This window comes from Mycobacterium sp. NGS39, assembly GCF_059812765.1.
The window spans coordinates 427,819-441,918 of record NZ_JCALDH010000002.1 but is presented as its reverse complement, the minus strand read 5'-3'; the positions used below and the strand labels follow the sequence as shown (position 1 = coordinate 441,918).

Genomic DNA, 14,100 nt, shown 5'->3' with positions numbered 1-14,100 from the left:
TCAGCCGCGCAGCCGCTTGGCCAGATAGTCGGCGACCGCGTCGATCGGGATCCGGTCCTGCGTCATGTCGTCACGTTCGCGCACGGTCACGGCGTTGTCGTCGAGCGTGTCGAAATCGATTGTGACGCAATAGGGTGTGCCGATCTCGTCCTGCCGACGGTACCGCCGTCCGATCGCACCGGCATCGTCGAATTCGACGTTCCAGTGTTTGCGTAGTTCGGCCGCCAGGTCGCGCGCTTTCGGCGACAGGTCGGCGTGCCGCGACAGCGGCAGCACCGCAGCCTTCACCGGCGCGAGCCGCGGGTCCAGTCGCAGTACCGTGCGTTTCTCCATGACGCCCTTGGCATTTGGCGCCTCGTCCTCGGTGTAGGCGTCGATCAAGAAGGCCATGAACGACCGCGTCAACCCTGCTGCCGGCTCGATGACATAGGGGGTGTAGCGAGTGTCGGTGGCCTGGTCGTAGTAGGACAGGTCGACGCCCGAGTGCTCGGCGTGCGTCTTCAAGTCGAAGTCGGTGCGGTTGGCGATGCCTTCCAGTTCACCCCACGGGTTGCCTTGGAACCCGAACTTGTACTCGATGTCGACAGTGCGGTCCGAGTAATGCGACAGCTTGTCTTTGGGATGCTCGAACAGCCGCAGGTTGTCCCGCTTGATACCGAGGTCGACGTACCACTCCAGCCGGGTGTCGATCCAATACTGGTGCCACTGCGGCGCGGTGTGCGGCTCGACGAAGAACTCCATCTCCATCTGCTCGAACTCGCGAGTGCGGAAGATGAAGTTGCCCGGCGTGATTTCGTTGCGAAAGCTCTTGCCTATCTGGCCGATTCCGAACGGCGGCTTCTTGCGCGACGTCGTCATCACGTTCGCGAAGTTCACGAAAATGCCCTGGGCGGTCTCGGGCCGCAAATAGTGCAGGCCTTCCTCGGTTTCGATGGGCCCGAGGTAGGTCTTGAGCATCATGTTGAATTCACGCGGCTCGGTCCACTGGCCTTTGGTTCCGCAATCCGGGCAGACGACTTCGGTCATCGGCACCGACTCGGGGTCCGCCAGGCCCTTCTTGGCCGCGTAGGCCTCCTGCAGATGGTCCTGGCGATGCCGCTTGTGGCAGTTCAGGCATTCCACCAGCGGATCGTGGAAGACCTCGACGTGTCCCGAGGCCACCCAGACCGCCCGCGGCAAAATGATCGAGGTGTCGATGCCGACGACGTCGTCGCGGCCGGTGACCACCGCCTGCCACCACTGGCGCTTGATGTTCTCCTTGAGCTCGACACCGAGCGGGCCGTAGTCCCACGCTGACCGCGTGCCGCCGTAAATTTCGCCGGACGGGTACACCAACCCGCGGCGCTTGGCCAGGTTGACGACGGTATCGATCACGGATGCCACGGGTAGCCAGCGTAATCGGCCGCGCGCTGCGCCAAGCGGGCCGCCCAACCCGCTGTCGCATGCGTCGTCTCGCATGTAACCTGACCACTAATGGAAACGGTTTCCACTTTGGCGCAAGCGCATCAGCAACACCGGCACGGACAAGCGCCGGGTCAGCTGCCCCCGCGCCATGTGCTCGACACCGCCGGCGACATTCTGCGGGCGCTGGCTGCCCCCGTGCGCATTGCGATCGTGTTGCAGCTGCTGGAGTCGCAGCGCTGTGTGCACGAGCTTGTCGACGCGCTCGGGGTACCGCAGCCGCTGGTCAGCCAGCACCTGAAGATTCTCAAGGCCGCGGGCGTGGTGCAAGGTGAACGATCCGGCCGCGAGGTCCTCTACCGGCTGGTCGACCAGCATTTGGCGCACATTGTCACCGCCGCGGTCACCCATGCCGCCGAGGAGACGACGTGACCGGCGCCGGGGTGCGCAGTACTCGGCAACGCGCAGCGATCACCGCCCTCCTGGAGTCCCTCGACGACTTCCGCTCCGCCCAGGAGATTCACGACGAACTCCGCCGCCGCGGCGAAGGGATCGGCCTGACCACCGTCTACCGCACACTGCAGTCGCTGTCGGCGGCCGGCGCCGTCGACACGTTGCGCACCGACACCGGCGAGTCCGTCTACCGCCGCTGCTCGACGCACCACCACCACCATCTGGTGTGCCGCGCCTGCGGGTTCACGGTCGAGGTTCAAGGCGGCCAGGTCGAGGCGTGGGCAGCCGAAGTGGCTGCCGCGCATGGTTTTTCGGAGGCAAGCCACACCATCGAAATCTTCGGGACCTGTGCCTCCTGCGCCCGAGGCTAACCGGTCAACGCGCGACGCACGTCGGCGCCCGTGGACAGCACCATCAGGATCAACGTGCGCAGTGCCTCGTCGGTGAGGCCGGTACCCGGAAAGTTGTAGCGCAGCAACACTTCTCCGATCCGCTTCTTCTCGATCAGCGTGACCGTGCCGAGCATTGTGTCGCGGGCATGTTCGGCGATCTTGGCCCGGACACCGCGGCCCAGCGGGATGTCCCACGCCAAGATCTGCGACAGCGACACCAACTCCAGGCCCTCGGCAACGTTGACCACCCGCAGCGACGCCAACGTCCCGTCGTGCTGAACCGTCAACGCGCCGTCGTCTTCCTCGCGCACCGACAGCACGCCGGACAGCACGTCGCGCAACCGCTGTTGCAGCGTCATTACGCTCGACCGAATCTCCGGTTGCGACGGACGTACTCCTCGCAAGCCTCCCACAGATCCCGCCGGTCGTAATCGGGCCACAGCTTGTCCTGGAACACGTACTCGGCGTAGGCCGCCTGCCACAACATGAAGTTGCTTGCCCGCTGCTCCCCCGATGTGCGGATGAACAGGTCGACGTCCGGAATGTCAGGCCGGTGAAGGTGTTTGGCCACGGTGGCTTCCGTGATCCTGTTGGGATTGATCCGCCCGGCCGCGGCCAGCCGGGCGATTTCCTTTGTGGCTTCGACGATTTCGGTGCGACCACCGTAGTTGACGCAGTAATTGATGGTGATGACGTCGTTGTGCAGCGTCATCTGTTCGGCGATCTCGAACTCTTTGATCACGCTGCGCCACATGCGCGGCCGCGAACCGACCCAGCGCATCCGTACCCCCATCGCGTTGAGGTTCTCCCGCCGGCGCCGTACCACTTCGCGATTGAAGCCCATGAGGAAGCGCACCTCCTCGGTGCTGCGCTGCCAGTTCTCGGTGGAGAACGCGTAGACCGTGAGGTGCTTGATTCCGATCTCGATCGCTCCGCACGTGATGTCGATGAGCACCGCCTCACCCATTTTGTGCCCCTCGGTGCGGTGCAGCCCACGCTGTGTGGCCCAGCGGCCGTTGCCGTCCATGACGACCGCGACGTGCCGCGGCAGTTGGTCGGCGGGGATCTGCGGTGCTGCGGCTTTGGACGTGTGCTGTGGCGGCCGTCTCGGTCCACCGCCTGGCGCAGGCGGCAGCTCGGGGAACGGCACCGGCCATACCGATTTGTCGGGGAAAGTCGGATAGTCGTCAGGCGCCGGCGGCAGTTGCGGGAATTTGGCCTTGCGCCTGCGCTCAGCTCCCCGAATCACGCGCCATATCCTGCCTGAACAGCGCCACCCCGTGGTCGCCGACTGCACGATCCACCCGATCGATGCGTTCCACCAGCGGCAACGTCCGTAGCTGACGTTCCAGATGCCACTGCAGGTGCGCGGCCACCAGCCCGCTGGCGTGACTGCGATGCGACGGCGGCGCCGCCTGCGCGTAGTCCCAGTCGCCGTCGTGCAATGCCGACATCAGGTCCAGCACCCCGACTGGCGGCGTAGACGACCCCGCGGGCCGGCAGTGCACACACACGCTGCCGCCGGCCGCGACATGGAACGCCCGGTGCGGCCCGGGGGCGGCGCAGCGGGCGCATTCGGTGAGCGCCGGCGCCCAGCCCGCGATTCCCATGGCGCGCAGCAGATAGGCGTCCAGCACCAGTTCTCGCGGGCGCGTTCCGTCGGCCACCGCGCGCAGGGCTCCGACGGTGAGCCGGTGCAGCGCAGGGACGGGGACGCGCTCTTCTCCGGCCAGCCGTTCGGCGGTTTCCAGCACCGCACATGCGCAGGTGTAGCGGCCATAGTCGCTGACGATGTCGGTGGCGAAGGCGTCGATGGAGACAACCTGCGTGACGATGTCGAGGTTGCGGCCGGGGTGCAGCTGGACATCGATGTGGGCGAACGGCTCCAACCGCGCCCCGAACTTGCTGCGGGTGCGCCGCACCCCCTTGGCGACCGCACGCACCAGCCCGTGCTCACGGGTGAGCAGGGTGACGATCCGGTCAGCCTCGCCGAGCTTGTGCTGGCGCAGCACCACCGCCCGGTCCCGGTACAACCGCATTGATTCAGTTTCCCATCACAAGCCGACATACCCGGTATGCACCGCCGGTTGATGTCGAGCAGTTAGCAGCTGCTGGTCTCCCTGGCCGCCGAGCTCGAGGGTGTCCACGGCTGGGCCGTTCCGGTGTCGGCGTAGTAGCCGATTTCAGGCATTCCCGCCTTAACGCGATCGCCCCATGGTTAGCATTCTGGTTTGCTAGAGCAGTGCAGCGAGCCGTTTGCGAGGCAGCATGACGATGAAGCGCACGGTCGCCGAGGTCAGCTGGGTCTGTGCTGCGCTAGTCATTTTCGGTGGTCTAGCCAAATCGCCCGCTGTCGCAGACGACTTCGGCACCGCCATGTACAACGGCGTCAAAGGCCAGCGGCCGGCATGCCCGACGATGCGCACCGATGTCCGGTTGACCGCCGCCGCGCAGCGCCATGCCGACGACATGCTGCGGACCGGAATCGACGGCCATGCCGGTTCGGACGGTTCGACACCGCAGAGCAGGATCGCCGAAGCGGGCTACTCCCAGGCCACGCGCACCGGTGAGATCGTCTATTGGGGCACAGGCGCTTTGGCCACAGTCGCGGCGGCGCTGGACGCATGGATGAACAGCCCGCCGCACCGGGCGATCATCACCGATTGCGCGTACAACGCGGGCGGGTTCGCAACGGCGTCGAACGGCGCCAAGATGGTTGCCGTCGTCGACTTCGCGGGAAGCTAAAAGCCAAGCTTGTGAAGCTGTTTCGGATCGCGCTGCCAGTTCTTGGCGACCTTCACCCGCAGATCCAGATACACCTTGGTCCCCAGCAGCTTCTCGATCTGCATGCGTGCCGCGGTGCCGACCTCACGCAACCGCGTGCCGCCCTTGCCGATGACGATGCCTTTTTGGCTGTCGCGTTCGACGTAGAGGATCGCGTGCACGTCGATCAGATCGTCACGATCTGGTCGTCGATTCACCTCGTCGATCACCACGGCCAGCGAGTGCGGCAGCTCGTCGCCTAGGCCCTCGAGCGCGGCTTCCCGGATCAGTTCGGCCATCAACACCTCTTCGGGCTCGTCGGTGAGTTCGCCGTCGGGGTAGTACGCCGGGCCGGGGGGCAGCTTGGCCGCGAGCACGTCGATCAACTCGTCGATCTGGTCGCCGCGGGTTGCCGACACCGGCACGATGTCCGCGGCAGCGTCGCCGGCGAACTCGGCGACGGCCGCGAGTTGCTGGGCCACTTGGCCCTTGGTGACTTTGTCGATCTTGGTGACGACGACGATCAGCGTGGTGTGCGGCGCCATCGTCCGGATCTGCTCGAAGATCCACCGGTCGCCCGGCCCGATCGCCTCGTCGGCGGGGATGCACAGGCCGATGACGTCGACCTCGCTGTAGGTGTTTCGCACCAGGTCGTTGAGCCGCTTGCCCAGCAACGTGCGCGGGCGGTGCAGACCCGGGGTGTCGACGATGACGATCTGGAAATCGTCGCGGTGCACGATGCCGCGGATCGTGTGGCGGGTGGTCTGCGGGCGTGATGACGTGATCGCCACCTTTGCGCCGACCAGCCGGTTCATCAGCGTCGATTTGCCGGTGTTCGGCCGCCCGACGAAACAAACGAAGCCGGAACGGAATTCAGCCATCAAGGCCCCTCACCGAGCGTGAGCACAGGGCGGAAAATGCACCGGAATTTCGCGTTGGGTTCACGTTCGGCGCTACACCGGATTTCCGGCTCGGTCGGTGACGATGATCGCCGCGTCGGCCGAGAGTTCTCGCACGGCCTTGATGCCCGGGTCGTCGGCGTCCCCGCCCACCAGCACTGCGGCCTCGAACCCCACGGCTCCGCTGGATACCGCCGCTGCGACGGCCGCCTGCAGCGCGGTGAGGCTCAGTGCAGACAGGTCCACGGGCGCAGCAGCGTAGGTGCGGCCGTCGACGTCCCGCACGGCCGCACCGCTGCCCGCGTCTGCGCGCGCCATCGCAGCCCGCGCAAGCACCACCAGCTTCGAGTCCTCGTCGGTCACGATTGGTCGTTCTCCTCCCGCTTGTCCGGGCTGACCAGAACAGTACTGATTCGCACGCGGCCGCGATGGTCGTGGCCACCCTCGGCTCGCAGGCGCAGCCCGTGCGACGTCACTTCAGCGCCGGGCAGCGGCACCCTGCCGAGTTCGAGCGCCACCAGGCCGCCGACCGTGTCGACGTCCAGATCCTCTTCGAATTCGATTCCGTAGAGTTCGCCGAGGTCTTCGATCGGCAAGCGGGCGGATACCCGGAAGTTCTTGTCGCCCAGATCTTCGACCGGCGCCACTTCGTCGGTGTCGTATTCGTCGGCGATCTCGCCGACGATCTCCTCCAGCACGTCTTCAATGGTCACCAGTCCGGCGATCGCGCCGTATTCGTCGACCAGCAGCGCCATGTGGTTGCGGGTGCGCTGCATCTCACGCAGCAGCGCATCGAGCGGTTTGGAGTCGGGCATGAACACCGCGGGCCGCATCACCTCCGTGACTTTGGTGTCGCGTCCGCCCGTCGTCGAGTAATACGTCTGCTGCACAAGGTCTTTGAGGTAGACGACGCCGACCACGTCGTCGACGTTCTCGCCGATCACCGGAATGCGGGAGTGGCCGCTGCGCACTGCCAGGGATGTGGCCTGGCCGGCGTTCTTGTCGCTTTCGATCCACACCATCTCGGTGCGGGGCACCATCACTTCGCGTGCCGGGGTGTCGCCGAGTTCGAACACCGACTGGATCATCCGCCGCTCGTCGTCGGCCACCACGCCGCGCTGCTGCGCCAGGTCGACGACTTCGCGCAACTCGATCTCGGACGCGAACGGGCCGTTGCGAAAGCCGCGGCCCGGTGTCAGCGCGTTGCCGATCAGCACCAGCAGCCTACTGATCGGGGTCAGCAGCACCGAGATCGCTTGCAGCGGAAGGGCCGACGCCAGCGCGATCAAATACGCGTGCTGGCGGCCGAGAGTGCGCGGCGCCACCCCAATGGCCACAAAGCTGATCACCACCATCAGCGACGCGGCGACGACCAGGCCCCACTTCATCCCGAGGTCGTCCCAGAGGAACGCCACCAGCAACACCGTCGCTGCCGCTTCACAGGCGATCCGCAGCAGCACAATGAGATTGATGTAGCGGGGCCGCTCGTTCATCACCCGCGCCAGCCGCACCGCGCCGGGTCGCTCGTCGCGGACGAGTTCCTCCACCCGAGCCATCGACACGGTGCTCAGTGCGGCGTCGATGGCCGCAAACAGCCCGCCGAATGCGATCAGGACGATCGCGCCCAGCAGCGCGCCCAGACCGCTCACGGTTGGTCGAAGTACCGGGACTTGTCCAGCAGCCGACGGTCCTTTTCGGTCTGGCGATCCGTCTGGTACGCCTGCACCTGCTCGGCCACCCACTCCTCGAGCAGGTCGCGCTGCAGGGCGAACATTTCCTTCTCTTCCTCCGGCTCGGCATGGTCGAAGCCGAGCAGATGCAGCACCCCGTGGATGGTCAGCAACGCGAGCTCGTGCCCCAGCGAATGTCCTGCTGCGGCCGCCTGTTCGGCCGCGAATTCCGGACACAACACGATGTCGCCCAGCATGGCCGGACCCGGCTCCGGCGCGTCAGGGCGGCCGCCAGGCTCCAGTTCGTCCATCGGAAAGCTCATCACGTCGGTGGGCCCGGGCAGGTCCATCCACCGCATGTGCAGGTCGGCCATCGAGTTCGGATCAAGCAGCACCATCGACAACTCCGCGGCCGGATTGACGTTCATGCGCTCGATCACGAAGCGGGCGACGCTGATCAGTTCAGCCTCGGAGACGTCGAGGCCCGACTCGTTGGCTACTTCGATCGACATCAGTGCCGTCTCTTCTTCGCGCAAGCGCTCATCAGTGCGTCCGGTGGGCACGCGCACCGGCCGCGCGGCGCTGCGCGCGGTTCATCGACAAGGACGAGCTCTCGGCCCGCGCATAGGCATCGACGATCTCGGTGACCAGTTTGTGGCGCACAACGTCGGCACTCGTCAGTTCCGACACCGCGATGTCGTCGATGCCGTCCAAGATCTCGACCGCCGCTCGCAGCCCGGACGTGGCGCCGCCGGGCAGGTCGACCTGCGTAACATCGCCTGTGACAACGACTTTCGAGCCGAAGCCAAGACGAGTCAGAAACATCTTCATCTGCTCGGGGGTAGTGTTCTGCGCCTCGTCGAGAATGATGAACGCCGAGTTGAGCGTCCGTCCCCGCATATACCCGAGCGGCGCCACCTCGATCACCCCGGCGCTCATGAGCTTTCCGATGACTTCGGGATCCATCATGTCGTGCAGCGCGTCGTACAGCGGCCGCAGATACGGGTCGATCTTCTCCGAGAGCGTACCGGGCAAAAAGCCAAGGCGCTCACCGGCTTCCACCGCCGGGCGGGTCAGGATGATCCGGCTGACCTGCTTGGTCTGTAATGCGTTGACCGCCTTGGCCATCGCGAGGTAAGTCTTGCCGGTGCCGGCCGGACCGATGCCGAACACGACCGTGTTGGCATCGATCGCGTCGACGTAGCGCTTCTGGTTGAGCGTCTTCGGCCGAATTGTCTTGCCGCCCCTGGACAAGACGTCGAGGCTCAGCACTTCGGCGGGCGACTCGTTCGAGTCGCCGGTCAGCATTGTGATGCTCTGGCGCACCACATCCGGCGTCAGTACCTGACCGCCGGCCACCAGAACGATCAGCTCGGTGACCACGCGTTCAGCCAGTGCGACATCCGCAGGCGATCCCGACAGCGACACCGTGTTGCCGCGAGCGTGCAACTCAGCGGAAAGCAGCCGTTCCATCGCACGCAGATTCTCGTCGGCGGAGCCCAGCAGGCCCACGATCAGATCGGGCGGAACATCGATGCTGCTTCGAACGGTCGGGGCAGCGCTTGTCTCGCGGGGCGTCACGTGGTTACCAGAGCCTGCTTTCGGTCATGGACGATGATCCGCCAGTCTACCGCCGCGACAGATGTCCGCCCAGAGAACGATCGCGGGCAAGCGCACCTCACGTACCACTTCCGCCCCACCGCGGCGTCAGGACGCCCAGCGCGCCCAACGCGACCGCAGCGGCGGTCGATGTGCGCAGGATCGTCGGGCCCAGCCGGACCGCAACCCCGCTGGCGGCCGTCAACGCGTCGAGCTCCGCGTCGGTGATCCCGCCTTCCGGGCCGACCACCAACACAACCGAATCCGCTTGCGCGACATGCTTTTCCGACAACGTCTCCGCGGCCGACTCATGCAACACGAGCACAGTCGCGGCGCCGATGCGGCCGGCCAGTTCGGCGGTGGACACCGGTCCGTCGACCGGCGGGATGTACGGCCGCCGCGACTGGCGCGCAGCCGCCCGGGCCACTGCCCGCCACCGGCGCAAGCCCTTGTCAGCTCGTCCGGAATCCCAGCGCGCCACACACCGGGTGGCCTGCCAGGCGACGAACGCATCAGCGCCCGCCTCGGTGGCCGATTCGATGGCCAACTCCGAGCGCTCGGACTTCGGCACTGCCTGCACCACAGTCACCGGGGGCGACACCGGCTCGACGCTCCACCGGCTCAGCACCCGGGCACGCAGCGCGCGCCGGTCGACGTCGCAGACCTCGCATCGGGCCAGCTCACCGGCCCCGTCGCCGAGGAGCAGCTGTTCGCCCGGCCGGATCCGGCGGACCGTCGCGGCGTGAAATCCTTCGTCGCCCGCGACCGTCGCGACAGCGCCCTCGTCGGGCAGCGCGTCGACGTAGAAGAGCGCGTCCGTCAAATCAGCGACCGGTGAACGTCTCGCGAAGACGGCTGAACAGGCCGCCACTAGCCGCGGCGCTGGTCGCCTTCACCTCCGCGATGTCGCTGCGGCGGTGCTTCTTGAGCTGGCGCAGCAGCTCCGCGTCGCGGTGGTCGAGCCGGGTAGGCACTGTGACCTCGACATGGACATGCAAGTCACCTCGCGCGCCGGTGCGCAGGTGCGGCATACCGAGGCCGCGCATGGTGACTACCGATCCCGGTTGTGTCCCTGGCGGAATCGTGATCGCCGTTGGACCGTCGAGGATCGCGTCGATGGTCACGTCGGTGCCAAGCGCGGCGTCGACCATCGGCACCGAAACGGTGCAGTGCAGATCGTCGCCGTCGCGCAGAAAGACCTCGTGCGGCTGTTCGTGGACCTCGACGTAGAGGTCGCCGGCAGGACCCCCGCCCGGGCCCACTTCACCCTGAGCGGCCAGCCGAACCCGCATGCCGTTGCCGACACCGGCAGGAATCTTCACGCTGATGTCGCGACGCGCGCGCACCCGGCCGTCGCCGCCGCAGCGGTAGCAGGGGTCGAGGATCACTTCGCCGACCCCGCGGCAAGTGGGGCACGGCCGTGACGTCATCACTTGGCCGAGCAGCGACCGTTGCACGCTCTGTACCTCGCCGCGGCCACCGCAGGTGTCGCAGCGCACCGGCGCAGACCCGTCGTTGGTGCCCTTGCCGTGGCACTTGTCGCACAGCACCGCGGTGTCGACGGTCACCTGCTTGGTCACGCCTGTGGCGCATTCCTCGAGATCCAGCCGCATGCGCAGCAGGGAGTCGGCGCCAGGCCGCACCCGACCGATCGGTCCTCGCGAGGTGGTCCCGCCGCCGAAGAAGGCCTCGAACACGTCGCCCAGGCCGCCGAAACCGGTGGTGAAGCCGTTGCTGCTGGCGGCGTTTTCCATCGGGTCGCCACCGAGGTCGACGATGCGGCGCTTCTCCGGGTCGCTGAGCACCTCGTAGGCGACGCTGATCTCCTTGAACTTCGCCTGCGCGTTCTCGTCCGGGTTGACGTCAGGATGAAGTTCGCGGGCCAGCCGCCGGTAGGCGCGTTTGATCTCCGCGTCACTGGCGTTCCTGCTCACCCCGAGCAGCCCGTAATAGTCCCGTGCCACGGCTGTTGTAGCCCTCTCTGCCGCAGGGTCCTACCTGCGACTCAAAACCTCGCCGATATACATGGCAACCGCAGCGACACTAGCGATAGTTCCCGGATAGTCCATTCGCGTGGGTCCTAACACCCCCATGCCGCCATAGATGTTGCCGTCGGCGCCATAGGTGGTGGTGACCACCGAGGTCGACGCCATTTCCTCGACCTCTGTTTCATGGCCGATGCGAACCGTCACCTTGCCTGCTTCCTGCTGTGCCTGAAGCAGCCGTAGGACCACCACCTGCTCCTCGAGAGCCTCGAGGATGGGCCGCAGCGAGCCGCCGAAATCTGCGGTGTTGCGGGTCAGGTTGGCAGTGCCACCGAGCACCAGGCGGTCCTCGGCGTGTTCGACCAGCGATTCCAGCAGCACTGTCGCAGATCGGCCGACCGCGTCACCGAGCGTGCCGCGTCCGCCGAGCTCCGAAGCCAGGTCTGCGACGGCCGCCGAGGCCGCCGACAGCCGCTTGCCGTCCAGCGCCTGGCCCAGCAGCTCGCGCAGCTGCGAGAGCTGGTGTTCGTCGATGACGTCGCCGAGCTCGACGATGCGCTGGTCGACACGGCCGGAGTCGGTGATCACCACCAACAGCAGTCGTGCCGGCGTCAGCGCGACCACCTCGACGTGGCGCACGGTCGATGCGGACAGCGTCGGGTACTGGACGACGGCCACCTGCCGGGTCAGCTGGGCCAGCAGCCTGACCGCGCGGCGCAGCACGTCGTCGAGGTCCACGCCTGACTCGAGGAAGCTTTGGATCGCGCGGCGCTCTGCGGCGGACAGCGGCTTGACGTCATCGAGCCGATCGACGAACTCGCGGTAGCCCTTCTCGGTCGGAATGCGCCCCGAGCTGGTGTGCGGCTGGGTGATGTAGCCCTCGGCCTCCAGCACGGCCATGTCGTTGCGGACGGTTGCGCTCGATACGCCCAGATTGTGTCGCTCGACGAGCGTCTTGGAGCCGATCGGCTCCTTGGTGGCGACGAAGTCGGCGACGATGGCGCGCAGAACTTCGAAACGACGATCTTCGGCATTTCCCATCGCTCTACACCTCCCGCGGCATTCAGTTTACGGTGCTCAACTGCGCCGACTCGCGCCGAGCGTTGGTCGCGCCTGATGCTCACAGTGCGGGCGACTACCCTGTCCCTTCATGGTGATGGCGGATGATCTTTAAGGGCGTCCGCGACGGCAAGCCCTATCCGGATCACGGTTTGTCCTACCGCGATTGGGCACAGATTCCGCCGCGTCAGATCCGCCTCGACGAGTTGGTCACGACGACGACGGTGCTCGCCTTGGACCGGCTGCTGTCTGAGGACTCGACGTTCTACGGCGACCTCTTCCCGCATGCCGTCAAGTGGAAGGGCGTGGTCTACCTGGAGGACGGGCTGCATCGGGCCGTGCGGGCCGCGCTGCGCAACCGCGTGGTGCTGCATGCGCGGCTGCTGGACATGGATGAGGTGCGGCCTCAGCAGGCCTAGACAAGCAGGGTGCGGACCACTGCGTCGGCGAGCAGGCGGCCGCGGTCGGTGAGCACCAGCCTGTCAGCTTCTTGGACCACAAGCCCGTCGCCGACGGCCGTCCGCGCTCGCTGTCTCTCCCCGTCGTCGAGCACCGCGAGGGGAAGTCCCCTGCGTAACCGGATGGAGAGCATGACGGCTTCGGTGTGCGCGTCGCGGGAGTCCAGCTGCTCGGAACCTGCAATGGGCAAAGCGTTCTCGGCCAGGGCTTGCGCGTATGCGTTGGGGTGCTTGATGTTCCACCATCGCGTCGAGCCGACGTACCCGTGCGCGCCGGGACCCGCGCCCCACCATTCACCGCCGTTCCAGTAGCCGAGGTTGTGCCGGCATTCGCCGCCGGGGCGCGACCAGTTCGAAACCTCGTACCAGTCGAAGCCCGCGTCGGAAAGCCGCTTGTCGATCAGCTCGTAGCGGTGGGCGAGCACGTCGTCGTCGGGGGCGGGGATCTCGCCGCGACGGACGCGGCGGGCCAGCGCGGTGCCGTCCTCGACGACGAGCGCGTAGGCCGAGACATGGTCGATATGCGATTCGACGGCGGCCTCCACCGAGCGCAACAGGTCGTCGTCGCTCTCCCCCGGCGTGCCGTAGATGAGGTCGATGCTGACGTGCTCGAAGCCGGCGGCCCGCGCCTCGCGTGCGGCGGCTACAGCCCGTCCGGGTGAGTGGGTACGGTCCAGCACTGCAAGCACGTGCGGCGCAGTGGATTGCATGCCAAGAGAAACTCGTGTGTAACCGGCGGCCAGCAGCGCGTCGAACAGCTGGGGGCAGGTCGACTCGGGGTTCGCTTCGGTGGTCACCTCGGCGTCGGTCGCGAGGCGGAAATTGTCGCGGACCGCCGCTAGGACGGCAGTGAGGCGCTCGGCTCCGAGCAGCGACGGGGTGCCGCCGCCGACGAACACCGTGTCGACGGTGCGCGGGCCGAGTTTTTCCGCGGCGAGTCGCAGTTCGGTGCGCAGCGCGTGCAGCCACGCGTCGGGGTTGGCGCCGCCCAGCTCGGCGGGCGTGTACGTGTTGAAGTCGCAGTAACCGCAGCGCGTGGCGCAGAACGGCACGTGGATGTAGATGCCGAACGGCCGACCCGTCATGCTCCCAGTCTGCCGAGCCCATTCAAGGCAGTGGCGATGCGGCTGATGCCTTCCGCGTTGTCGACCTCGGTGGCTTGGTGGGCCTGGGCGGCGGCGACGATTTTGTTGCCGGTCCCTTCCAGCTCGTCGACGGTCGATGTGAAACGAGCGCGCAAATCGTCGTTGAAGGCGACAAGTTTGGGTCCCGTCGCGAAGCCGCGGTTGCCGGCGGCGGCCGCTTCTGCCGAATCGAATAAGGATGCAATGGCTGTTCGGGCCTCATTCGCTTCGGCGGCGACTGTCGAACCCGCAGACGCGACCTGCTCGGGCGCGATTCGTATTTCGTCGCCGCTCATG

The 14,100-nt window shown here is 66.6% G+C and carries 18 protein-coding genes; 4 read left to right on the top strand and 14 right to left on the bottom strand.

From position 1 onward, the window contains the following. On the bottom strand, positions 1 to 1,431 hold the full coding sequence (locus tag AC5Y39_RS04425) for a glycine--tRNA ligase (RefSeq protein ID WP_500015564.1): 1,431 nt from the start codon (positions 1,429 to 1,431) through the stop codon (positions 1 to 3). 42 nt (positions 1,432 to 1,473) lie between these two features. On the opposite strand from AC5Y39_RS04425, the gene AC5Y39_RS04420 reads away from it, so the two are divergent. Both AC5Y39_RS04420 and AC5Y39_RS04415 read left to right on the top strand, forming a co-directional pair. Next, complete coding sequence (locus tag AC5Y39_RS04420; RefSeq protein WP_499911125.1) at positions 1,474 to 1,833, top strand: ArsR/SmtB family transcription factor; 360 nt, start codon at positions 1,474 to 1,476, stop codon at positions 1,831 to 1,833. Then, positions 1,830 to 2,225 carry a Fur family transcriptional regulator gene (locus AC5Y39_RS04415; RefSeq protein ID WP_500014811.1) on the top strand — a complete coding sequence of 132 codons (396 nt, stop codon included), beginning with the start codon at positions 1,830 to 1,832 and terminating at the stop codon, positions 2,223 to 2,225. Before AC5Y39_RS04420 ends, AC5Y39_RS04415 begins: the two co-directional genes overlap by 4 nt. Here the strand turns inward: AC5Y39_RS04415 and AC5Y39_RS04410 are convergent. Genes AC5Y39_RS04410 through recO form a run of 3 tightly spaced genes read right to left on the bottom strand, consistent with a single transcriptional unit; the run spans position 2,222 to position 4,285 of the window. After that, positions 2,222 to 2,605 carry a hypothetical protein gene (locus tag AC5Y39_RS04410; protein WP_500014813.1) on the bottom strand — a complete coding sequence of 128 codons (384 nt, stop codon included), beginning with the start codon at positions 2,603 to 2,605 and terminating at the stop codon, positions 2,222 to 2,224. The genes AC5Y39_RS04415 and AC5Y39_RS04410 overlap by 4 nt on opposite strands. Continuing rightward, positions 2,605 to 3,495, bottom strand: coding sequence for a decaprenyl diphosphate synthase (locus tag AC5Y39_RS04405; RefSeq protein WP_500014815.1), 891 nt, complete (start codon positions 3,493 to 3,495; stop codon positions 2,605 to 2,607). The genes AC5Y39_RS04410 and AC5Y39_RS04405 overlap by 1 nt, the downstream gene beginning before the upstream one ends. Next, positions 3,479 to 4,285, bottom strand: coding sequence for a DNA repair protein RecO (gene recO / locus AC5Y39_RS04400; protein ID WP_500014817.1), 807 nt, complete (start codon positions 4,283 to 4,285; stop codon positions 3,479 to 3,481). Before recO ends, AC5Y39_RS04405 begins: the two co-directional genes overlap by 17 nt. A gap of 229 nt (positions 4,286 to 4,514) precedes the next feature. Here recO and AC5Y39_RS04395 point away from each other — a divergent pair, with 229 nt between their 5' ends. Then, a complete protein-coding gene (locus AC5Y39_RS04395; protein WP_500014819.1) occupies positions 4,515 to 4,991 on the top strand; it encodes a CAP domain-containing protein in 477 nt (158 codons plus the stop codon). Here AC5Y39_RS04395 and era read toward each other — a convergent pair. From era to hrcA, 8 genes are all read right to left on the bottom strand, one after another. Beyond that, positions 4,988 to 5,890 (bottom strand): GTPase Era, encoded by a 903-nt coding sequence (era, locus tag AC5Y39_RS04390; RefSeq protein ID WP_500014820.1) that lies wholly within the window; start codon positions 5,888 to 5,890, stop codon positions 4,988 to 4,990. The genes AC5Y39_RS04395 and era overlap by 4 nt on opposite strands. Positions 5,891 to 5,962: 72 nt before the next feature. Continuing rightward, a complete protein-coding gene (locus tag AC5Y39_RS04385; protein ID WP_500048144.1) occupies positions 5,963 to 6,274 on the bottom strand; it encodes a cytidine deaminase-like protein in 312 nt (103 codons plus the stop codon). After that, complete coding sequence (locus AC5Y39_RS04380) at positions 6,268 to 7,557, bottom strand: hemolysin family protein (protein ID WP_500014824.1); 1,290 nt, start codon at positions 7,555 to 7,557, stop codon at positions 6,268 to 6,270. The genes AC5Y39_RS04385 and AC5Y39_RS04380 overlap by 7 nt, the downstream gene beginning before the upstream one ends. After that, complete coding sequence (ybeY, locus tag AC5Y39_RS04375) at positions 7,554 to 8,090, bottom strand: rRNA maturation RNase YbeY (RefSeq protein WP_500014826.1); 537 nt, start codon at positions 8,088 to 8,090, stop codon at positions 7,554 to 7,556. Before ybeY ends, AC5Y39_RS04380 begins: the two co-directional genes overlap by 4 nt. A gap of 31 nt (positions 8,091 to 8,121) precedes the next feature. After that, positions 8,122 to 9,159, bottom strand: coding sequence for a PhoH family protein (locus AC5Y39_RS04370; RefSeq protein ID WP_500014828.1), 1,038 nt, complete (start codon positions 9,157 to 9,159; stop codon positions 8,122 to 8,124). A gap of 97 nt (positions 9,160 to 9,256) precedes the next feature. Next, complete coding sequence (locus AC5Y39_RS04365) at positions 9,257 to 10,000, bottom strand: 16S rRNA (uracil(1498)-N(3))-methyltransferase (RefSeq protein ID WP_500014830.1); 744 nt, start codon at positions 9,998 to 10,000, stop codon at positions 9,257 to 9,259. A gap of 1 nt (position 10,001) precedes the next feature. Next, entirely contained in the window at positions 10,002 to 11,141 is a 1,140-nt protein-coding gene (dnaJ, locus tag AC5Y39_RS04360) for a molecular chaperone DnaJ (protein WP_500014832.1), read from the bottom strand. A gap of 30 nt (positions 11,142 to 11,171) precedes the next feature. Next, positions 11,172 to 12,203 carry a heat-inducible transcriptional repressor HrcA gene (gene hrcA, locus AC5Y39_RS04355; RefSeq protein ID WP_499911137.1) on the bottom strand — a complete coding sequence of 344 codons (1,032 nt, stop codon included), beginning with the start codon at positions 12,201 to 12,203 and terminating at the stop codon, positions 11,172 to 11,174. A 122-nt stretch (positions 12,204 to 12,325) separates the two neighbouring features. Between hrcA and AC5Y39_RS04350 the strand changes: the two genes are divergently transcribed. Next, positions 12,326 to 12,640, top strand: coding sequence for a type II toxin-antitoxin system VapB family antitoxin (locus AC5Y39_RS04350; protein ID WP_499911138.1), 315 nt, complete (start codon positions 12,326 to 12,328; stop codon positions 12,638 to 12,640). Here AC5Y39_RS04350 and hemW read toward each other — a convergent pair. Continuing rightward, entirely contained in the window at positions 12,637 to 13,764 is a 1,128-nt protein-coding gene (hemW, locus tag AC5Y39_RS04345; protein WP_500014834.1) for a radical SAM family heme chaperone HemW, read from the bottom strand. The two genes, AC5Y39_RS04350 and hemW, sit on opposite strands and share 4 nt — an antisense overlap. Continuing rightward, a complete protein-coding gene (locus AC5Y39_RS04340) occupies positions 13,761 to 14,099 on the bottom strand; it encodes a type VII secretion target (protein ID WP_500014836.1) in 339 nt (112 codons plus the stop codon). Before AC5Y39_RS04340 ends, hemW begins: the two co-directional genes overlap by 4 nt. Between the last annotated feature and the right edge of the window lies 1 nt (position 14,100).